Below are 21,011 nucleotides of genomic sequence, written 5' to 3'. Positions count from 1 at the left end.
TCGCAACCATGACGACGGAGAAACCGATGAGCGTCCTGCGAACGGCGGCGGCGGCGTCGCTGGTTAATCCGGGGAGCACGGTGATGCCCGGCTCAATCCATGGGCCATTGCTCACGCCGACACCCGAGCCGACCTTTGTCACCACCAACGTCGATGTCTACTACGCCACCAAGCAGGCGTTGAAGGGCGTCTCGCTTAGCATCTACCGGCATGAGGTGACGGCGCTGATCGGCCCGTCCGGCTGCGGCAAGTCCACCTACCTGCGCTGCCTCAACCGGATGAACGACACCATCGATACCTGCCGCGTCACCGGCAGCCTGCTCCTCGACGGCCAGGACATCTACGCCCGGGAAATGGACGTGGTCCACCTGCGCGCCCGCGTCGGCATGGTCTTTCAAAAGCCGAACCCGTTCCCGAAGTCGATCTACGAAAACGTCGCCTACGGGCCGCGCATCCATGGCCTCGCCAGCGACCGGCAGTATCTGGACGAGATCGTCTTCGGCAGTCTCGAAAAGGCCGGCCTCCTCTCCGAGGTGAAGGACCGCCTTGACCAGCCGGGCACCAGCCTCTCCGGTGGTCAGCAGCAGCGGCTCTGCATCGCCCGCGCCATTGCCGTGCAACCGGAGGTGATCCTGATGGACGAGCCGTGCTCGGCCCTCGATCCCATCGCCACGGCGCGCATCGAGGAGTTGATCGACGAATTGCGCACCAACTACACCATCGTCATCGTCACCCACTCGATGCAGCAGGCGGCGCGCGTCTCGCAGCGCACCGGCTTCTTCCACCTGGGGGTGCTGGTGGAAACGGACGATACGGAAAAGATCTTCACCAATCCCCGGGACAAGCGGACGCAGGACTACATCACGGGGCGGTTCGGATAATTAAAACAATATATGGCGTCGAAGGGGATTTGACGGCAACAGGCGCAGTCATGACCGGGAGGTGTAAACGATGACGTCGGAGCACATCGTCAAGGCATTCGATGATCAGCTGAAACGGCTGAACAACGTCATCGCCGAGATGGGCGGCCTGGCTGAGTTGCAGCTGTCGGAGGCGATCGTCGCCATGGTCCGCCGCGATACCGAGCGGGCGCTTCGTGTCACCGGTACCGACGTTCGCATCGACGAGATGGAGGCCGCCGTCGATCAGCAGGCGCTTAGCATCCTGGCGTTGCGCCAGCCGATGGCGCGCGACCTGCGCGAGATCATCGGCGCCTTGAAGACGTCGGCGATGCTGGAGCGGATCGGCGATTATGCCAAGAATGTCGCCAAGCGCACCGTCGTCCTGGCAGAGATGCCGCCGCTCGCCTCGGTACAGACGGTGGCCCGCCTCGCANACTTGGCGCTGGAACTGCTGAAGGACGTGCTTGACGCCTACCTCAGCCGCGATAGCGACAAGGCGCAGGCACTCCGCTTGCGCGACAAGGAAGTAGACGCCCTGTACACCAGCATCTTCCGTGAACTCCTCACCTACATGATGGAGGATCCGCGGAGCATCACCTCATGCACTCACCTTCTGTTCATCGCCAAGAACTTCGAGCGGATCGGCGACCACACCACCAATATTGCCGAGGTCGTCGCCTTTCTGGTCGAGGGCCGCGCCCCGCTCGACGAGCGGCCGAAGGACGACACGTCGAGCTTTACCGTCGTGCAGCCACATCCATAGCGGTCGACAGCCTGGTCGCCGGCAGGGCGAGCGCGGCAATCGACATCCAACAGGGATCAGCGGAGCGTGAAGCCACATGTTTTGATCGTCGAGGATGAGCAGGCTCAGGCCGAAATCCTCCGCTACAACTTCGACCGCGCCGGCTTCGATGTCTCCGTTGCCGCCGACGGCGAGGAGGCGATGGTGTCGGTTGACGAAAAGCAGCCGGACCTGATTCTTCTCGACTGGATGCTGCCCGGCATCTCCGGCATCAGCCTTTGCCAGCGGCTGCGCACCCGCACCGATACGCGGGCGATTCCGATCATCATGCTCACCGCCCGCTCCGAGGAGGGCGATCGGGTACGCGGCCTCGAATGTGGTGCGGATGATTATGTGGTCAAGCCTTTCTCGCCGTCGGAGCTGATCGCCCGCGTCCGCGCCGTCCTCCGCCGCACACGCCCGGCACTAAGCGAGGAGCGGCTGGTCTGTGCCGACATCAGCATGGACCTCGGTACCCATCGGGTCAGCCGTCGCGGCCGGCCGATCCATCTCGGCCCCACCGAGTTCCGCATCCTGCGCCTGTTCATGGAGCGCCCCGACCGTGTCTTCTCCCGCGAGCAGCTCCTCGATCAGGTCTGGGGTCGGGACATCCACGTGGAACTGCGTACCGTCGACGTCCACATCCGCCGCCTGCGCAAGGCGCTCGGCACCACTGGCGAAGACGATATCATCCGCACCGTCCGCGGTACCGGCTATGCGCTGAACGCCGCAAATTAAAGCCCAGCCCCCACTCGCTGCGGGCCGCCCTTCCCCGTCCGCGGGAGAGGGGAACTCCCCTAAAATCTCTCCCTGCAGGGAGAGGTCGGCGCGAATGCGCCGGAGGATGGTGGAACTGCCGCATTGCGCAACTGCAGCACCACTGGGCGCGCCGCCCGCTTACTGCTTCGAGAACTTGGCGAGGAAAGCATCATTTCTGCCCTTGTTTGGGCCATCGAGATCGCCGTCTGTCGAGCCGGCGATGTAAACGTCGCCGAGACTGTCGGCTGTGACAGCGTTGCCGACATCATTCTCATTGCCCGACGAGTTGAGGATACGCGTCCACAGCACCGTGCCATTTGCAGCGCTGTATTTGCGGATGAAGGCGTCTGTCTTGGCCGCACCCCCGAGCGGATAATGGCGAACGCGGCCGGTCAGCAGCACGTTGCCGTCTCCGTCGGCGGCAACGCCGTTCCCATAGTCGCTTCCCCCNGTCCCGTACTGCTTGATCCACACCCGTGTGCCGGCGGCGTTGTACTTGGCGACCCAGGCGTCGATCCCGTTGTAGGGGCCGGGAACAATCCGACCGAGGGCCGTCCCGCCGACCAGGATGTTGCCGGTCTTGTCGGTGGCGACGCTGTTGCCGAAGTGGACGCCCGCCGAGACAACCTGCTTTACCCAGACGAGCGTGCCGGCGGTATTGTACTTGGCGATCCAGGGGACCCGGTCGAGGTTCTTCGGATCGGGGCCGCCCAAGGGACCGTAGGTGGTCCCGGCGAGGACAATGTTGTTGTCCTTGTCCGTCGCCACGGCGTTGCACACCTCGTCTTGCGATGAGCCAAGCTGGCGCACCCACTGCAGCGTTCCCGCGGCGTTGTATTTGGCGAGCCAGGCGTCGTCGTCGCCGAACTGCGCTTGACCGAGCTTGCCGCTGGTGTATCCGCAGATGAAGACGTTGCCGGCCTTATCGGCGGCGACCCCGTTTGCCGTTTCAAAAAGNCTCTTGCTCCCGATCATCCTTGCCCATAGGCGGGTGCCAGCTGCGTTGTACTTGGCAACAAAGGCATCGTTGCCGCCCTTGTTGTGGCCGCCTAAGTCGCCCAGGGAGTAGCCGGCGACGAGGATGTTGTTGGACCCATCCGTCGCAACACTCGTCCCGTAATCGTTGTAACCGGTCCCAAACTGCTTTATCCAAAGTCTCGTGCCCAGCGGGTTGTATTTTGCCACCCAGACATCGTAGCCGTTCACAGCGGGCGCGAGCGATCCGGAGGTAGATCCGGCGAGGACGACGTTGCCGGCCGTGTCCGTCGCCACTCCGTCGCCACTCCGTTGCNNCGTAGTCGTAGCGGTCCGATCCAATCTGCTCGACCCACAACGGGGCCGGCCCCGCCTGTGCCGCACCGCCGATGGCGAGAGCGGCGACGATCGCACCGCACGCAATTCCACCCTTCAGGCACCGCATCAGCGCCCGTTCACGCGTCCTTCTCATTGGGATATCCCCCGCTTGCAATATGAAAGCAGGTAACCATACCCGCGTATACACAGGAGGGTCAACGCCGAAACTGCGTCGCAGTCTTAATACTGCGTGAGAGAAGCGTTATTCCTCGCCTTGACTAGGCCATTTGAGGTATTTGCCGCTGTTTCCCCAGGGAGCCACGCTCGGCACACGCCTTGATGGTATCCCGAGACGGAGCAGCGTGCTGGATCCATCTTTCGTCCGGCCGATGCATAGGACCATGGGGGCGGACGCCCTTACCCGGCCCACCCTCACACAACTCACCCTCTCCCGCGCGGGAGAGGGGAACTTCCCAAAACATCTCCCTCAGGGAGAGGTCGGCGCGAACGCGCCGGGTGAGGGTGGAGCCGCCGCACCAGAACCTGCCACCTCGCCCCCCTCAGCCGACCCTCACGGTCCGACACTGGAGAAGCCACGGTTGTTGACGCTGACCAGGGCGCACAGTGCCTTGCCGGCAGCCGTCGATGTGCAACTGGGATCGCCGATGCCGGTGCCACCCACCTTGCCCCAACCGCTCCATGTCGTGCCGTTGAAGCTATCTACCCAAAGCGCGCTGTCGGTGAGGGCGAAGACGCCGCAGACCAACAGGCCGGCGCCGGTGTTGGCGCAGCTCACCTTTGAGCTGCCCTGGCCGCCGAGGCCACCCCAGCCACTCCAGCCAGCCAGCGCAAAGGTGCCACCGTTGAAGCGATTGACGTAGAGGGCGGAGTTGCTGCCGCGGGCCAAGCACGCCACTTGGCCGGTGAGGCCGAGGTAGGTGCAGGTGGGCGCCGTGGTGGCGACGCCGCCCAGGTTGATGACGCCACTCCAGGCGGTGCCGTTGAAGCGGGTGGCGAGAACGGCGCCGGTGGTGGTGTTGACCGTACAGATGACGCCGCCCTTGCCATCGCCGGCACAGCCGGGATCGGAAATGGTCGTCGCGGCGACCGCGCTGAAGGCGCTCCAGGTGGTGCCGTTGAACGCGCTCGCGGTCAGGCCGCCGGTCAGGCTGCGTGCGACGCAGAGCACATGGCCGGCGCTGAACGACGCGCAACTGGGTGCCGAGGCGAGCTGGCCACCCACCTTTGCCGGCGTGCTCCACGCCGTGCCGTCATAGCGCGTATAGAACAGGGCGCTGCTGGCGTCGCGGGCGGCGCAGATGACCACACCGGTGCCGTCGCTGGCGCAACTGGGCGCCGAGGTGATCACTCCGGCAAGGGTGCTCCAGCCGCTCCAGGCGCCGGTGGCATACTTGTTGACGGCGAAGGTGTTAGTGAGGCTGCGTGCGGCGCAGACGGCCTTGCCGGCCGCCGGCGAAGCGCAGGACTCGTTGCCGATGATGTTGCTGGTGCCTTGCGAGAGCTGGCCGGTCCAGGCGGCGCCGGCACTCGATGCCAGCGTAAGCGACAGGACCGCGCCGAGGGCCAAGGTCCGCCACGGTCGTACATTCTAACTCCCCTATCTCACCCCACCGCCAGACGTCACGCGCCAGCGGTTGCGTTGCAATTGCATGTGGGGAAAAGCTTGGCATGTCCTGCCGTTTCGTGCCACGGCGGAATGGGAGGGCCACGAACACGTGTGCGATAACGCCACTGTCAACCGCTGGGGCCGGCGGTTGACTGCGCAACGTCATTAGCGTATGTTCGCTTTATGTTCTATGACGTTGAGGCCGGCCCGGCGCCGGTGAATTGACGACAGCTGATGGCAGATGACGACAAATGACGACGTTTGTGCCGTCACTAGACCTATAATCGTTATATTATAAACGGTTAGAGAGACTCCGGCCGGTTGGCGGCGGTGACGCGCCGGTCGGGTTCGCGTGTCGCATCGGCTGCGGCCACCGGCAGGGCCGGCATCAGGCCGCGAACCCCGTTGCCGAGCAGCACCGTGCCGGCGCCGGCGAGGTCGGCCGGCCGCAGCACCGCCTCGATCGCTTCGCCGGCGTCGAGCAATTCCGCCCTCAGCGTGCCCGGCAGGAGACCGCAGCCGCTGGCCGGGGTGAGAAGGATGCTGCCGCGGCGGACGAACAGGTTGCTCCAGCTGCCTTCGCTGAGTTCGCCGCGCTCGTTGACGAACAACACCTCGTCGCAGCCGGTCGCCGCCTTCAGCCGCGCCAGCTCCGCCTCATAGGCGTCGCGCCGCGTCGTCTTGTGATAGCGGAAGGGGTCGTCGGAGCGCTGCGACTGCGGCGAGAGGGCATAGCGCAGCACACTTGGCAGCGGCGCCAGCGGTCCTGCCGTCAGTGCCAGTTCCCCTTCCTCGTCGAGGCTGAGCCGCACCCGCATCTCCGTGGCCGTGAAGTCGGCCGCTGCCGCGGCAAGCGTCCGCCGTGCCTGGTCCCGATCGCAGGGAATGACGAAGTAGCGCGCCGAGGCAGCGAGGCGATCGAGGTGCCGGTCGAGCAGGGCGTAGCCCTCGGCGGCATCCCAGCGCAGCGTCTCTNNGATCAGGGCGAAGGGTTCGCCCGGCTGGGTGAGGAAGTGGGCCTTGAGCAGGCATTCGTCGTATTCCCGCTCCGCGTCGGAATCGAAGACGACGCCGCTGCCGATGCCGAGCTCGCCGGCACCCTCGGCGTCGATGCTGAGGGTGCGGATGGCGACGTTCAGGCGGAGATCCAGCCCGCCCTGCTCATCGCACCGGATCATGCCAATGGCACCGGTGTAGACACCACGCGGTTCGCCCTCCAACGCCCGGATGATCTGCATCGCCCGGATCTTCGGTGCTCCGGTCACCGAGCCGCAGGGGAAGAGGGCGGCGAACAACTCCGCCAGCGTCACCCCCGGCCGCAGCGTCGCCTCGATGCCGGAGGTCATCTGATGCAAGGTCCGCAGCGTCTCGACGCTGTAGAGATCGCTGACGCGGACACCGCCAATCGGCGCAAGCCGGCCCAGGTCGTTGCGCAGCAGATCGACGATCATCAGGTTTTCCGCCCGCGATTTTTCGTCCGCCGCCAGCCACGCGGCGCGCTCGCGATCCGCCGCGGCGGTGAGGCCGCGGCCGGCGGTTCCCTTCATCGGCCGCACCAGCGCCCGACCGTCCTTGAGGTGAAGAAACAGCTCCGGCGACAGCGACAGGATGTGCCACCCCGCCATCGCCAGCAGTCCGCCGTTGCCGACCCGCTGCCGGCGCTGCAACTCCAGATAGAGAGCGCATGGATCGCCATCGAGCTGCAGCCGCTGCTTGAAGGTGAGGTTGATCTGGTAGACGTCGCCGGCGCCGATCAGCGCCCGCACCGCGGCAAACGCCGCCCGGTAAGCATCGCGATCGAAGCTCGGCGCGGCAAGGCTGACGCTGGCCGGCTGGCCGGAGCGCAGGGCGAGCCAACGTCGTGCCGCCGGCCGTGAGATGTGTTGAACGCGGGGAAACAGGCCGACGCAGAGGAGCGGCAGTGGGCGCCCGGCCGGTAGCAGCGGCCGCAGCACCGGCTCCAGCGCGTAGCCCAGCTCGTAGGTGAAGAAGCCGGCCGCGGTCATCCCGCCGGCGACGGCCACCTCGATGGCGGCAAGGCTGGCGGCTACTTCGTCGGCCTCATCGCAGGCGATGATCGCGGTAGGCCGTTCAAGCAGCCAGCAGCCGTCGCCGCTGCCGTCGTCGAGCAGGGCAAAGGCGTCGTCATCGCTGGTGAAACACGCTGTCCGCATGAGCGCAGCCAGCCTGGAAAATGCGGCGGCGTCAACCGCCACCGCATCCATGCCCCTGGCCGTGGGCGCGAGGTCAGATCAGGCTGCGGTAGCGTGGCTGATAGACGCTCGCCTCGATCAGTTCGTCGACGTTGGCCGGGCGCTCGATGCGGGCCAGTTCGACGTCGAAGATGTAGTCGGCGACTCGCTTCGCCACTTGCAGCGAGGACTTGAGGATATCGGCCATCGGCGGGTAGATCAGTCCGGTTGCCAGCGTTTCCGCCGAGACCTGCTCAGCCACCGCCCGGGCGGCAACGATGAACATCTCATCGGTGACCCGTTCCGCCTCGGTGGCATAGACCGCCATGCCGACAGCGGGAAAGATGTAGACGTTGTTGCCCTGACCCGGCACCAGCGTTTGGCCGTTGAGCTCTACCGGCGCGAAGGGACTGCCGGCGGCGAAGATCGCCCTGCCGTCCGACCAAGTGTAGGCCTCTTCCGCCGTGCACTCGGAGCGCGAGGTGGGGTTCGAATACGGGAAGACGATCGGCCGCTCGTTGATCCGCGCCATCGCCTCGATGACATCCTGATTGAACGCCTTGGCGATGGTGCTGACGCCGATGATTGCCGTCGGCCGCAGCTCCTCGATCGCCTGCAGGAAGTCTGGCACCGGCGGATGTTCGTGGGCGTAGGGCTTTTTGAAGTCGGCGAGCTCAGTGCGGCTGGCGACGACGAGGCCTTTGCTGTCGACGAACCAGCAGCGCTGGCGCGCCTCCGCCTCCGACACGCCCTCCTGCATCATCGTCTTGACCAGAAGGTCGGCGATGCCGGTTCCGGCCGAGCCGGCGCCAAGGAACAGGAAGGTTTGCTCGGCCATCTTCGCATCGAGGATGCGCAGGGCGCCGAAGATGCCGGCGACGGCGACGGCTGCCGTTCCCTGGATATCATCGTTGTAGCAGCACACCCGATCGCGATAGCGGGCGAGGATGGGAATCGAGTTGATGTTGGCGAAGTCCTCGAACTGGATACAGCAGCGCGGAAAAACGTCTTGCACCGCCATGACGAACTCTTCGATCATCTCGTCATATTCGGCGCCGCGCAGCCGCGGCTGGCGCAGGCCAAGGTAAAGCGGATCGTCCAGCAACTCTTGATTGTTGGTTCCCACGTCAAGGACGATCGGCAGCGTGACCTGCGGTGGCACGCCGGCACAGGCGGTGTAAAGGGCGAGCTTGCCGATCGGGATCCCCATGCCATTGGCACCGAGATCGCCCAGACCAAGGATGCGCTCGCCATCGGTGACGACGATGAAGCGAACATCCGGCTCAGGCCAGTTGCGGAGGATGTCGCGAATGCGCCCNCGACGGTTGGCGGAAAGGTAAAGGCCGCGCGGGCGACGCAGGATGTGGCCAAACTTCTGGCAGGCTTCACCGACGGTGGGAGTATAGACGATCGGCATATAGGCGGCCGGATCGGACATCAGCACACGGAAAAACAGCGTCTCGTTGTTGTCCAACAAAGACGTAAGGTAAATGTACTTACCAAGCGCTGACGTCTTGCGCGAAAGCTGCATCCGAACGCGCGCAATCTGTTGATCTTCGCTGTCGATTCCTTCAGGAACCAGTCCGAGGAGGCCAAGCTGCTCTCGCTCGTCTTCGCTGAAGGCAGAAATCTTGTTCAGCCGTGGATCGCGCAGAATTTCCGCGCCGTTCCGCGCCGGCCGGTTCAGTCCAGCGTCAAGCATGAGGCTCCTCAATCATTGGACTTAAGAGGGCAACCGCTAGCGGCCGCCTTTATGCAGGCGCTAACGGTGAGGCGGATGCGGCGTGACCCATTTGGGACCCATCCGCGCACCCGCTCTGCGTTGCGTTAAGCAATGGCTATGCCACCGGAGGAGGGCATCAGCCGTGGCGAAAGTGTCGCAACTACTCCGGGTGACTGCGGGCGGCTGTCACCGCTGTGGTTAACTCCTTCCATTCTTGCGCTGATTCCAGATTGCGTATACCGAAGCGTGCGCCGCACCTGCACACAGATGATATTGTGATGCACAAAAATGGAGCGAATTTCTCGGGTACTCGATGCACCACCGGTTCCAGTTAATGGATGGGGATTGTGGTGTTTGCGACAGTCGGCGACGGCAATGGTGGCGGTGACCGGACATTGTCAGGTTTGCGCAGTAGCCGCAGTTTCGCGTCAACAATCTATGATGGTATCGCCAACCATATGAGGTAAACGACGTCATGTTTCGCGAACTGCATTTACCATCGCTGCAGTTTCGCGCTATGCAATGCTTTCACTGCTGCGCCGCTTGGCGTTGCCGAACTCGTGCTCTGAGGTGACCTCCGCCTTGGTCGACGACAATTCACCCGCGCCAGAAATCGCTGCCGGCGTTCAGTACGCCCACCCCGATGCGGCTACCCTGCTTCTCGCCCTTGGCGGAGCGTGGACGGTGCGCGGCAAACTGCCAGCCGTAAGCGACGCAATCCGCGAGATCGATGCGGCTCCCGCTGTTCGTCGTGTCACCTTCGATACCCGGGCGCTGGGCGCCTGGGACACCGCGCTGCTGACGTTTCTCCTTGGCGTGATCCGCCACGCCAAGGGCAAGCAACTCACCATCGACCGCGATGGCTTACCGCAGGGCATGAGCGGACTGATCGATTTGGCGACGGCGGTACCGCCGGTGGAAGGCGCCGCCGAGAAGCGATCCCGTCGATCGCTGGTGACGATCTTCGGCGAAGCGGCGATCGACTTCGCTGCCGGAACTGGCCGGCTGATGGCGTTCATCGGCGAGGCGGCGATGAGCTTCGGCCGCCTGCTTACCGGCCGGCCGGCGCGATTTCGCCATTCCGACCTGTGGCTGTTCATCGAGCAGGCCGGCGTCGATGCACTGCCGATCGTCTCGCTGCTCAGCCTGTTGCAGGGCCTGACCATGGCCTTCCTCGGCGCCGCACAGCTGCAGATGTTCGGCGCCCAGATTTACGTTGCCAATCTGATCGGCATGTCGATGGCCGCCGAGGTGGGAGCGGTGATGACGGCGATCATCATGGCCGGCCGCACCGGGGCCGCCTACGCCGCCCAGATCGGTACAATGCAGGTCAACCAGGAGATTGATGCGTTGAGAACGATGGGCCTGGAGCCGATGGACTTCCTCGTCCTGCCGCGCATGCTGGCGTTGATCTTGATGATGCCGCTTCTCTACCTCTACGCGAATCTATTGGGGATGTTCGGTGGCGGGGTGATCGCGGTGCTGGTTCTCGGCATTACGCCGGAACAGTTCGTCAATCAGCTGTTCGCCGCGGTGCCGTTGTCGGTGTTCGTCACCGGCCTGTGCAAGAGCGCGGTGTTCGGGCTGCTGGTGGCGCTCAGCGGCTGCATGCAGGGCGTCAACTGCGGCCGCAGCGCCGCGGCGGTGGGCGATGCGACCACGTCGGCGGTGGTGATGGCGATCGTCGCCATCATCGTCGGCGACGGCATCTTCGGCGTGCTGGCGCCGCCGTTTCCGGTGGGTCAGTAGGAGGGCAACGATGGCCCAGTCAGCCCGCGGCGAACCGATCATCACCGTCGAGCAGCTGACAATGGCGTTCGGGAGTTTCGTCGTCCAGAAGGACCTGAACTTTACCGTCAAGCGCGGCGACATCTTCGTCATCATGGGCGGCAGCGGCTGTGGCAAGAGCACGCTGCTGCGCCACCTGATCGGTCTGCAGACGCCGGCCGCCGGCAAGGTCTACTACGGTCGCGAGAGTCTATGGGATGCCAAGCCGGCGGACCGGCTAAGCATCCTCAGGCGTACCGGTGTTCTCTACCAGTCGGGAGCGCTGTTCACCTCAATGACGCTGGCCGAGAACGTTTCCCTGCCGCTGCAGACCTACACCACGCTGCCCCCGGGGCAAATTCGCGAAATCGTCTCGACCAAGCTGGCACTGGTGGGGCTCGCTGGCTACGAGGATTTCTTCCCGTCGGCGATCTCAGGTGGCATGATGAAACGAGCTGGTCTTGCCCGCGCGATGGCGCTCGATCCGGAGATCCTGTACTTCGACGAGCCCTCTGCGGGCCTCGATCCGATCACCTCGAAGCGTCTCGATGACCTGATCCTGCAACTGCGCGACGATCTGGGGGCGACCATCGTCATGGTCACCCATGAGCTGCCAAGCATCTTCGCCATTGCCGACAATTCCGTCTTCCTCGACAACGTCAAGCGAACCGCGACCGCGGTAGGGGATCCGAAGGAGATGGTTCGAACCACCAACGACGAAATGGTGCGCGAGTTCCTCACCCGCGAAGGAACTTTGAACGAGGTCGCACTGCCGGCCGCTGCCACATCCTCAGCCGCCTCCGCGTCTTCCCCCTCCTCCTCCGCAGGAGCTTCGTGATGCGTAAAGTCAATCCGACCCTGGTGGGGGCGTTCGTCCTCGGGGCGATCGGTCTGATTATGGCGATCGTCATTCTGTTCGGCGGTGGCAAGCTGTTCCAGCCGACGGTGCCGGTGGTGATGTACTTCGAAGGCTCGGTCAAAGGCCTGCAGGTGGGCTCGGCAATCACCTTCCGCGGCGTCAGCGTCGGCAAGATCACCGACATTCAGCTGCAGTTCGACGCCGGCAACCAGAAGATCTACATCCCGGTCAGTGGTGTCCTCTATGGCGACAACATGCAGATGGTGGGTGGCACGGCAGAGCAGATCGCCCATGCCGAGGCGAAGCGGGGGTCCGGTGAACTCATCAAGCGCTTCATCGACAGCGGGCTGCGGGCGCAGCAGTCGCTGCCCAACTTCGTCACCAATCAGGTAAACGTCACCATCGACTTCTTCCCGAACCTGCCGGCGACCGACGTTCAGCTGGGGCACCTGGCGGGCATCGAGATTCCGACGGTGCCGTCGGAGATGACCCAGGTCACCGCCACCATCCAGGACCTGATGGAGAAGCTGTCGAAACTGCCGCTGGATGACCTGATCAAGGACGGCCGGGAACTCCTCGCCGGCGCCAACAAGGTGATCAACGATCCGCAATTGACGCAGGCGATCGGCAACGCCAACCAGACACTCGCCGAGGCAAAGACCGCGGTGGCGGCGCTGGACGCACGGATGAGGCCGATCCTGGGCAATGTCGAGCAGCTTTCGGGTGGCNGCCAAGACGACGGTGTCGGAGGCAAATCTGCGACTGGGAGAGCTCAAGTCGACAATCCGCGAGGTCGACCGCGCGCTCGGCGGTGCGCAAACGTCGATGGATAACGCTGACAAGCTGCTTGGGACGGTCAACNNGGGATGCTGGAACCGGGGGCGCCATTGACTTACGAATTGATCAACACCTTGCGGGAGGTGGCGAGCGCGGCCCGGTACGCGCGCGCTGATGAACACGNNATCGAGCGGGATCCGAACGCGTTGCTCGTCGGTCGTCCCGCTGCGAAATCAGGAGACAGCAAGTGATCGCTCGTGCGTCGTTTCCCGCTTTGCGTCGGTTGGCCGCCCTGGCGATTTTCGCCGCTCTGACCGGCTGTGGCTCGCTGTTCGCACCATCGACGCCGATCAGCTACTACACGTTGACGCCAACGGCGGGTACCGAGGCTGGGCTGTCGTCCTTTGGCTCGCAGATCGTCGCGGTGCAGACGGTGCGGCTGCCCGAATACCTCAATCAGAACGGTTTGGTAACCCGGGCGCGGACAAACGAGATCTACGTCGCCCGCGACAGCCAATGGGCTGGCCCGCTGGATAGCAACGCCACCAACGTGATCGTCGCCAACCTCGCACGGCTTCTCAGGAGCAGCAAGGTGGTCGCCTTCCCGATCAGCGCGGCGCTGCCGGTGGATCGGGTCGTGCACGTGGATATTTCCCAGTTCGAGGAAGCCTCCGACGGCACCGTCACCTTGGTGGCGCAATGGACGCTGTTCGCCGATGGCGGCCGTACCTACCTCACCACCAACGCGGCCACCTATACCACGGCCGCCAGCGGCACCGACTTCGCGGCGATTACCGCGGCGATGAGCCAACTCCTCGGCTCGCTCAGCCAGGATATTGCGGCGGCGCTGGAGGCCAGCCAGACGGTCGGCAGGCCGCTCGCCGCTCGCTCATAAGCGCCGCGAATCGGGACCCTCGGGCGCTGGTCCCGGCGGCTTGAAGCCGTCGTCGTCGCTGGCCTCGCGCGAGACGGCCTTGGCCGCGGATGCGTCGGTATGGGTTGCCGATTTCGCTGCAAAGGCGGGCGTTGCGGAGCTGCAGGCGGTGATGCTCGCGTAATGTGTGCATCGATCATGCCATGGCGGCGGAAAAGACGACTCGTGGTGGCTGATACAACTATGTCGTGGTCGAGTGGCAGGCTTCCCGTGCTGCCTGCTGCCACTGCGACGCCAGACCCGGCAGCGTTGCCAGTTCCAGCGCCTCTGCAGCGTCCCATGTCTTGGCAGCGAGGCAGGCATTGAAGCGACTAAGCGGCCAAGTGGGATTGGGCCGCTCCACCAGCCGCACCTGGTCGCCGGCGGCGAGCGTTCCGGGAGTAAGGACGCGGTAGTACCAGCCGGAGCGGCCGTTGCGGATCATCGCCTTCGGCATCCGCTTGTCGCTGAAACGGAGCGCCAACTTGAAGCACGGCTGGCGCGGCTGACAGACCTGCAGTNNCGCAGTGCCGATGTGCACGACGTCGCCGAGACACGTGGTCTCCTCGGTCGGACCTTTGATCGTCAGGTTTTCACCGAAGGCGCCCGGACGCAGTAGCGACGCGTGTTCGGGAAAGGCTTCCTGCCAGAGGGCATAGGCGGCAAGCCCGTAGCCGTAGACCGCCTTTTCCGGCCCGCCGTGTACGCTCAGGTCGGCCTGCGCATCTCCGGCGAGGCCGAGCGGGGTGACGCAAACCGGTCCTGCAAGCGACGATTTGATGAAGCCGCTGGGGACGCCGTCGGGCCCAAGGGGTAAAATCTGCCCCACCTGCAACGAAAAAACGAGGTCATGCTGGTCGTGACAACGATGCGCATCGGACATGGTTGCTCCCGGTGTGGTAGAATTTAACCGCTTATCGACGGCATGGTGTGGTGCCCGGCTGTGATATTCATGTGTGATATTTCAGGCGCACCGCGAGAAGGATGCGGGCAATCAGGCCGTTGCAAAGGGTTGCCAACGCCGAAAAGGACACGATTGCCTTGTGCACCGATAGGCGAAATGTGGTAAATGCGATCGTGATTAGACAGCCCCTGATGGACTGCAAGAGAGAGGCGTCGGGTTGGCTCCGGTGGATAACGATCCCATGCGGTACCCAATTCGGCTTCACCTGACCGCTCCAATCCATGTCGCAAATGTGCCACAACTGGTTCGGAATGCATGAAGATGGCGATCTTTCCGAGCGAATGGCGGCACACTTCCCCGTTTGCGAGAGTATATGGGTGGTTAACCGCTCAGCGGAACGTCGGGATATTATCCTTTGAGGAGGTAAGTATGAGGACCCTACTGGTCGCGGGCTCGATCCTGGCCCTGACGGCTCCTGCGGCTTTCGCGGCGCAGACGGCGCCGAAGCCGGCGATGCCGGCACCGGTGGCACCGGTGGCCGCAAGCCCCGCGCAGCAGCAAAACATGCAGAAGTTCCTGGTCTTCTTTGACTGGGATAAATACAACCTGACTGCCGAGGCCCAGCGCGTCGTCGCCCAGGCCGCCGACGCGTTCAAGAAGTCCGGTCAGGTGAAGCTGACCGTCGTCGGCCACACCGACACCTCGGGCTCCCCGGTCTATAACCAGGGCCTGTCCGAGCGTCGCGCCGACACGGTGAAGAAGGAACTGATCCGTCTTGGCGTTCCCGCAGGCGTGATCACTGCCTATGGTCGCGGTCAGAGCGATCTGCTGGTGCCGACCAAGGACAACGTCCGCGAGGCGCAGAACCGCCGCGCGGAAATCNGATTTCCCGCGCCCGCCCGCACCGCCAGCTCCCCGCCGCCGGTTCAGGCCAAGGCTCCGCCGCCGCCGCCGCCGCCGCCGCTGAAGTGGGCGGTCGAATTCGGCCCGTGGTATGGCTACAACCTCCGCGAGACCGATAGCCCGAACAGCAAGTCGGCCAGCCTGCTCGGCCCGGACATCCGGATTGACTACCTGCCGATCCCGCAGGTCAAGCTGTTCGTTGATGGCGTCGGCTTCAACACCCTCGGCACCTCCGCCAACGATGGCTGGGGCTATCGTGCGGTCGGTGGTGTTGCCTATCAGATGAACTTCGACAAGGTTCATCCGTACGTCGGTTGGTTCGGTGGCTACACCGGCTTTGCGGGCGTCCAGGACGGTGCGATCACCGGTCCGGAAGTTGGCTTGAGCTATGACCTCACTCGCAACTTCGGCCTCTACGGCAAGGTCGCCTACGACTACAACGTTCGCAACGAGGTCTTCTGGGGTGGCGTGGTCAACACTGGTGTTGGCGCACTCTACCGCTTCTAAGGACTGCACGAACCAACGTTCGTGACTTGACCTGAGCTTGGCGGCCGGTACTGGGCTATCCCAGTACCGGCCGCTTTGTTTTTCGGCGCCTGATCACGGTCGCTGCGCGCCGCGCTGATTGACGTAGATGGCGTAGAGCGTCTGTGAGGCACAGATGAACAAGCGGCTGCGCCACCGGTCGCCGAAGGTCAGGTTGCCCACCTTCGCCGGGACCAGGATCCTGCCCAGCAGGTCGCCCGCGGGATCGATGCAGTGGACGCCGTCGTCGGCACTCGTCCACACGTTCCCCTCTTCGTCGCAGCGAAAGCCGTCGGCGTTGCCGGGGCTCACCTGGTGAAAAATCCGCCCGTTGCGCAGGCGGGCACCGGATCCCTCCACATCGAACACCCGGATGTGTTGCCGCGGCGAGTCGGCGAACTGCAGACCGGTATCAGCGATATACAGGCGCCGCTCGTCGGGCGAGAAGCACAGTCCGTTGGGGCCATCGAAATCGTCGGCGACTACCGTCATCGCGCCCGAGCGTGGATCCAGGCGGTAGACGCGCGAAGGCTGTTGCGACTCCTGCTTGCCGCCTTCGTAATCGGTCTGGATGCCGTAGGGCGGGTCGGAAAACCAGATGCTGCCATCCGCTTTGACCACCACGTCATTGGGTGAGTTCAGCCGCATGCCGGCGAAACGGTCGGCGAGGACGGTGATCGTGCCGTCGATCTCGGTGCGGACCACGGCACGCTGGCGATGCAGGCAGGTGATCAACCGGCCCTCGCGGTCGCGGGTCTGGCCATTGGGAAACCCTGCCGGCTGCCGGAAAACTTGCACCCCGCCTGCCTCGCTCCAGCGCAGGATGCGATCGTTGGGAATGTCGCTGAACAGCAGACACTGGTGATCGGCGAACCATACCGGCCCTTCCAGCCAGCGAAAGCCGCCAGCCAGCGTCTCCAAGGACGCATTAAAGAGGACGAAGCGCTTGAAGCGCCGATCGACCACGTCGAACCCCTGCATCGCAGGCCTGCCCGGCTGGGGTTAGCTGAAGGCGCCAGGACGGGCGCCGATGAACCTGTCGTCCTCCAGTTGTACCACCATCAACACCGCTGGCACATCGCCGACGGTTCCCGACCGGTGGCCGACGCAGCCATTTTTGTCTGGTCGCGCCCGCTGATCGCCGCCGAAGGAGATCTCGCCCGGCCCCATCTCCACCCGGGTGCCGTCAGTGGTTTCAACGAACCAGACACCGGCGAGGGGGACGATCCATTGCGGCTTCGGGTTTTCGTGCCAGTCACCCACCCAGCCGACGGGGAGCACACTGAAGAGTACCGAGCTGGCCGCGGTCAACAGCCGGTCGTTCCACTGCGCCGCTGCCTTGCCGCCCATGCTTTCCAGTCGGAAGGCGGATAGCTCGCAGTGGCTTTGGTGCGTCGCCCCAGCTTCGTCGGTCCAGACATGCCAGTAGGGCATGCGCGGCGGTTGAACAGAGTCGATAGCAACCATCGTTGCCTCCTTCATCCTGCTGTCGCGATCCTCAAGGGGCACCGCTGCCGAGAACAATCAGCAGCAGGCCGCCGGCGAGGCCGAAATTTTTGAGGAAGTCCCACAGGTGTGGGCGGCCTTCGCTGTCGGCGAAGAAGAAGCGCGGATAAAGCCAGAAGCGGTGGTAGAGAATGGCGGTGATGACGCAAAAGCCGGCGAGCACGAACGCCGCCGGCCGGTCCTGCCAGCCGGTGACGATACAGATCGGCGTCACCACCTCCACCAGTATCGCCAGCAGCAGCAACACCGGTCCACCCGGCAGGAAGCTGGACTTGGCCTGGGCCAGCGCACTCGACCAGTTGACGATCTTGTCCAGGGCGCTGAAAGGAAAGAGGATGACGAGCGAGACCCTGGCCAGCAACGGGAGTCCCTCGGTGATCAGCCAATCCATGGACGCTCCCTTCTCCCATTGCCAGCCTTGCTGCGCCGGCGACGCGGTGGCCTAGCAGCCTGTCGGACTTGCGTCTCGGGCGTCGCCGGACCTGCGTAGGGATCGGTGCGTCGGCGCCTCTGTCAGCGCCATTTTGGGCGGTGCGGTCGCGCTGGCGCGCCTGCGGAACTGGCCGCGCAGGCTAGCAGCCTGTCGGACTTGCGTCTCGGGCGTCGCCGGACCTGCGTAGGGATCGGTGCGTCGGCGCCTCTGTCAGCGCCATTTTGGGCGGTGCGGTCGCGCTGGCGCGCCTGCGGAACTGGCCGCGCAGGCTGGACGGCGCGGCTGAGGGCGAACATCCGCTTCAGGTTCCATGCCATGGTCACAAGCCTCCACTCGCCACGGGCGGCATTGAGCCCGCGCAGCAGGAACTGCCGGAACCCCAGCACGGACTTGATGATGCCAAACACTGGCTCGGGCGTCTGCTTGCGCAGGGCGTAGAGCGCGCGGCCCTGCGGCGTGCGCAGCCGATACGCCATCGCCTGAACCGGGGTGGGGTCTTCGGGCGCCGGTGGCGCCGCAGCGAAGCGCTCTTGCAGGCTGAGATGATGCGCCTCGCGACCAAGTGCGATCAGCGGTTCGATCCCGCCGGCCACACAGGCCTGCACATTCGCCTCGCTGAAGTAGCCATTGTCCGCCAACAGCATGTCCGGCCTGCCGAGCACGTCCGGCAGAGTGCCGATCTTGTCCAGCATGGGTGTAAGCTGCTGCTTGTCGTTGGGCGCCTGCACCACGTCGGCGACCACCACCAGCAGACTGCCCGCCGCCACCGCCGCCTGCGCATTGTAGCACTGCTCAAAACCGCCGCCCGCCACCGCCATGATGCGGCTTTCCTCGTCGGTCAGATTGATCTGATCCGTGGGCAGCGGCGTCGCCACCGGCGGCTTCGGCTCACGGNNCCCGTGGGCTTCTTGCCGGTGGCCGCTGCCTTGGCGTCCCGTGCTGCGAGTTTCGCCTGATGGTCTGCCTGCTCCCGTTCGAAGCGTTCCTTCGCGCGGGCCTCGATCTTCGCCCGGGCCTCGGCGAGCCTGGACAACCGTTCCTCACGTCGCGCCAATTCGTCGGGGNATCGACATGCCGTCAGCGATGTCCACCTGGTCCGCCGCTTCTGCCTTGGCCATGAGATCGGCCACTTCGGCCTGCAGTTGGGCCTCCAGCTTGCCCGCATGGTCATAGGACAGCGCGCTGTGCCGGCTGGCATTGGCGTGGACCTTGGTCCCGTCGAGCCCGACCGTTCCCAGCTTCAGCACGCCCATCTCGCGCGCGAGCACCAGCACCTGGACGAACAGCTTCTCGATCTGCGGCAGAAAGCGTCGGCGGAACGCGGCGATGGTGTCATGGTCCGGATGATCGTTCGCCGCGATGAAGCGGAACGCCACGCTGTCATAGGTCGCCCGCTCCAGCTTGCGGCTGGAGAACACCCCGGTGGCGTAGCCGTAGATCAGAATGCCCAGCAGAAGGCTGGGGTGGTAGGACGCTTCCCCAGAGCCACGGTAGCTGCCGGTCATCGGCCGCAGATCCAGCCCCGCGATCACCTCCACCACGAACCGCGCCAAGTGCCGCTGCGGAAGCCACTCGTCCACCGACGGCGGCATCAGAAATCCGCTGTCGCGGTCGATCGGGCGGAAGTTGCTCATGCCGAAGAGGTCCGGGCCGGGGGCGTGAATCCATGCCCGGATTCTATAACCCACAGCTCCGCCTCGCGTTAAGTCCGACAGGCTGCTAGACGGCGCGGCTGAGGGCGAACATCCGCTTCAGGTTCCATGCCATGGTCACAAGCCTCCACTCGCCACGGGCGGCATTGAGCCCGCGCAGCAGGAACTGCCGGAACCCCAGCACGGACTTGATGATGCCAAACACTGGCTCGGGCGTCTGCTTGCGCAGGGCGTAGAGCGCGCGGCCCTGCGGCGTGCGCAGCCGATACGCCATCGCCTGAACCGGGGTGGGGTCTTCGGGCGCCGGTGGCGCCGCAGCGAAGCGCTCTTGCAGGCTGAGATGATGCGCCTCGCGACCAAGTGCGATCAGCGGTTCGATCCCGCCGGCCACACAGGCCTGCACATTCGCCTCGCTGAAGTAGCCATTGTCCGCCAACAGCATGTCCGGCCTGCCGAGCACGTCCGGCAGAGTGCCGATCTTGTCCAGCATGGGTGTAAGCTGCTGCTTGTCGTTGGGCGCCTGCACCACGTCGGCGACCACCACCAGCAGACTGCCCGCCGCCACCGCCGCCTGCGCATTGTAGCACTGCTCAAAACCGCCGCCCGCCACCGCCATGATGCGGCTTTCCTCGTCGGTCAGATTGATCTGATCCGTGGGCAGCGGCGTCGCCACCGGCGGCTTCGGCTCACGGCCCGTGGGCTTCTTGCCGGTGGCCGCTGCCTTGGCGTCCCGTGCTGCGAGTTTCGCCTGATGGTCTGCCTGCTCCCGTTCGAAGCGTTCCTTCGCGCGGGCCTCGATCTTCGCCCGGGCCTCGGCGAGCCTGGACAACCGTTCCTCACGTCGCGCCAGTTCGTCGGGGATCGACATGCCGTCAGCGATGTCCACCTGGTCCGCCGCTTCTGCCTTGGCCATGAGATCGGCCACTTCGGCCTGCAGTTGGGCCTCCAGCTTGCCCGCATGGTCATAGGACAGCGCGCTGTGCCGGCTGGCATTGGCGTGGACCTTGGTCCCGTCGAGCCCGACCGTTCCCAGCTTCAGCACGCCCATCTCGCGCGCGAGCACCAGCACCTGGACGAACAGCTTCTCGATCTGCGGCAGAAAGCGTCGGCGGAACGCGGCGATGGTGTCATGGTCCGGATGATCGTTCGCCGCGATGAAGCGGAACGCCACGCTGTCATAGGTCGCCCGCTCCAGCTTGCGGCTGGAGAACACCCCGGTGGCGTAGCCGTAGATCAGAATGCCCAGCAGAAGGCTGGGGTGGTAGGACGCTTCCCCAGAGCCACGGTAGCTGCCGGTCATCGGCCGCAGATCCAGCCCCGCGATCACCTCCACCACGAACCGCGCCAAGTGCCGCTGCGGAAGCCACTCGTCCACCGACGGCGGCATCAGAAATCCGCTGTCGCGGTCGATCGGGCGGAAGTTGCTCATGCCGAAGAGGTCCGGGCCGGGGGCGTGAATCCATGCCCGGATTCTATAACCCACAGCTCCGCCTCG

The 21,011-nt window shown here is 64.7% G+C and carries 18 protein-coding genes and 1 pseudogene; 9 read left to right on the top strand and 10 right to left on the bottom strand.

The window, feature by feature from the left end:
* Positions 1-26 precede the first annotated feature (26 nt).
* The 3 genes from pstB to phoB all read left to right on the top strand — a co-directional run bounded on the left by pstB (position 27) and on the right by phoB (position 2,421).
* Positions 27-881, top strand: coding sequence for a phosphate ABC transporter ATP-binding protein PstB (gene pstB / locus HQ394_RS09300; RefSeq protein WP_317629026.1), 855 nt, complete (start codon positions 27-29; stop codon positions 879-881).
* Positions 882-951: 70 nt separating this feature from the next.
* A complete protein-coding gene (phoU, locus tag HQ394_RS09295) occupies positions 952-1,665 on the top strand; it encodes a phosphate signaling complex protein PhoU (protein WP_190263009.1) in 714 nt (237 codons plus the stop codon).
* 66 nt (positions 1,666-1,731) lie between these two features.
* Positions 1,732-2,421: a phosphate regulon transcriptional regulator PhoB gene (gene phoB / locus HQ394_RS09290; RefSeq protein WP_190263008.1), complete on the top strand. Its 690-nt coding sequence runs from the start codon at positions 1,732-1,734 to the stop codon at positions 2,419-2,421.
* 159 nt (positions 2,422-2,580) lie between these two features.
* Here the strand turns inward: phoB and HQ394_RS09285 are convergent, their stop codons facing one another.
* From HQ394_RS09285 to HQ394_RS09270, 4 genes are all read right to left on the bottom strand, one after another.
* On the bottom strand, positions 2,581-3,627 hold the full coding sequence (locus HQ394_RS09285) for an SBBP repeat-containing protein (protein ID WP_456151574.1): 1,047 nt from the start codon (positions 3,625-3,627) through the stop codon (positions 2,581-2,583).
* A 679-nt stretch (positions 3,628-4,306) separates the two neighbouring features.
* Positions 4,307-5,323, bottom strand: a complete 1,017-nt coding sequence (locus tag HQ394_RS09280) for a hypothetical protein (RefSeq protein WP_190263006.1) — start codon at positions 5,321-5,323, stop codon at positions 4,307-4,309.
* 341 nt (positions 5,324-5,664) lie between these two features.
* The gene (gene pabB / locus HQ394_RS09275; RefSeq protein ID WP_456151573.1) at positions 5,665-7,368 is read right to left on the bottom strand and encodes an aminodeoxychorismate synthase component I; all 1,704 of its coding nucleotides are present in this window, start codon (positions 7,366-7,368) and stop codon (positions 5,665-5,667) included.
* 241 nt (positions 7,369-7,609) lie between these two features.
* Positions 7,610-9,256 carry an NAD-dependent malic enzyme gene (locus tag HQ394_RS09270; protein WP_190263004.1) on the bottom strand — a complete coding sequence of 549 codons (1,647 nt, stop codon included), beginning with the start codon at positions 9,254-9,256 and terminating at the stop codon, positions 7,610-7,612.
* A gap of 603 nt (positions 9,257-9,859) precedes the next feature.
* On the opposite strand from HQ394_RS09270, the gene HQ394_RS09265 reads away from it, so the two are divergent.
* From HQ394_RS09265 to HQ394_RS20455, 5 genes are all read left to right on the top strand, one after another.
* Positions 9,860-11,026 carry an ABC transporter permease gene (locus tag HQ394_RS09265; RefSeq protein WP_223291984.1) on the top strand — a complete coding sequence of 389 codons (1,167 nt, stop codon included), beginning with the start codon at positions 9,860-9,862 and terminating at the stop codon, positions 11,024-11,026.
* A gap of 10 nt (positions 11,027-11,036) precedes the next feature.
* Positions 11,037-11,882: an ABC transporter ATP-binding protein gene (locus HQ394_RS09260; RefSeq protein ID WP_190263002.1), complete on the top strand. Its 846-nt coding sequence runs from the start codon at positions 11,037-11,039 to the stop codon at positions 11,880-11,882.
* On the top strand, positions 11,882-12,736 hold the full coding sequence (locus HQ394_RS09255; RefSeq protein WP_190263001.1) for an MlaD family protein: 855 nt from the start codon (positions 11,882-11,884) through the stop codon (positions 12,734-12,736). The genes HQ394_RS09260 and HQ394_RS09255 overlap by 1 nt, the downstream gene beginning before the upstream one ends.
* A gap of 191 nt (positions 12,737-12,927) precedes the next feature.
* Positions 12,928-13,575, top strand: coding sequence for a PqiC family protein (locus HQ394_RS09250; RefSeq protein ID WP_190263000.1), 648 nt, complete (start codon positions 12,928-12,930; stop codon positions 13,573-13,575).
* 40 nt (positions 13,576-13,615) lie between these two features.
* The gene (locus HQ394_RS20455) at positions 13,616-13,738 is read left to right on the top strand and encodes a hypothetical protein (RefSeq protein WP_263053780.1); all 123 of its coding nucleotides are present in this window, start codon (positions 13,616-13,618) and stop codon (positions 13,736-13,738) included.
* A 57-nt stretch (positions 13,739-13,795) separates the two neighbouring features.
* Here HQ394_RS20455 and HQ394_RS09245 read toward each other — a convergent pair whose 3' ends face one another.
* Entirely contained in the window at positions 13,796-14,476 is a 681-nt protein-coding gene (locus HQ394_RS09245; RefSeq protein ID WP_190262999.1) for an MOSC domain-containing protein, read from the bottom strand.
* Positions 14,477-14,812: 336 nt separating this feature from the next.
* Between HQ394_RS09245 and HQ394_RS09240 the strand changes: the two genes are divergently transcribed.
* Positions 14,813-15,907 (top strand): OmpA family protein, encoded by a 1,095-nt coding sequence (locus HQ394_RS09240; RefSeq protein ID WP_456151508.1) that lies wholly within the window; start codon positions 14,813-14,815, stop codon positions 15,905-15,907.
* 93 nt (positions 15,908-16,000) lie between these two features.
* Here HQ394_RS09240 and HQ394_RS09235 read toward each other — a convergent pair whose 3' ends face one another.
* The 5 genes and pseudogenes from HQ394_RS09235 to HQ394_RS09215 all read right to left on the bottom strand — a co-directional run bounded on the left by HQ394_RS09235 (position 16,001) and on the right by HQ394_RS09215 (position 20,945).
* A complete protein-coding gene (locus HQ394_RS09235) occupies positions 16,001-16,906 on the bottom strand; it encodes an SMP-30/gluconolactonase/LRE family protein (protein ID WP_190262997.1) in 906 nt (301 codons plus the stop codon).
* A gap of 21 nt (positions 16,907-16,927) precedes the next feature.
* On the bottom strand, positions 16,928-17,392 hold the full coding sequence (locus tag HQ394_RS09230; protein ID WP_190262996.1) for a cupin domain-containing protein: 465 nt from the start codon (positions 17,390-17,392) through the stop codon (positions 16,928-16,930).
* Positions 17,393-17,423: 31 nt separating this feature from the next.
* On the bottom strand, positions 17,424-17,822 hold the full coding sequence (locus tag HQ394_RS09225; protein ID WP_190262995.1) for a DoxX family protein: 399 nt from the start codon (positions 17,820-17,822) through the stop codon (positions 17,424-17,426).
* Between the two features lie 326 nt (positions 17,823-18,148).
* Positions 18,149-19,498: pseudogene (locus tag HQ394_RS09220) on the bottom strand (transposase); the annotation flags it as partial.
* A gap of 85 nt (positions 19,499-19,583) precedes the next feature.
* Positions 19,584-20,945 (bottom strand): IS1182 family transposase, encoded by a 1,362-nt coding sequence (locus tag HQ394_RS09215; protein WP_190260069.1) that lies wholly within the window; start codon positions 20,943-20,945, stop codon positions 19,584-19,586.
* Positions 20,946-21,011: the final 66 nt, after the last annotated feature.

The organism is Defluviicoccus vanus, from assembly GCF_014672695.1.
In the GTDB taxonomy this organism is placed as follows: Bacteria; Pseudomonadota; Alphaproteobacteria; order Rhodospirillales; family Defluviicoccaceae; genus Defluviicoccus; species Defluviicoccus vanus.
Note: the sequence above shows the minus strand (reverse complement) of the source record. Positions and strands in the feature narration are given on the sequence as shown.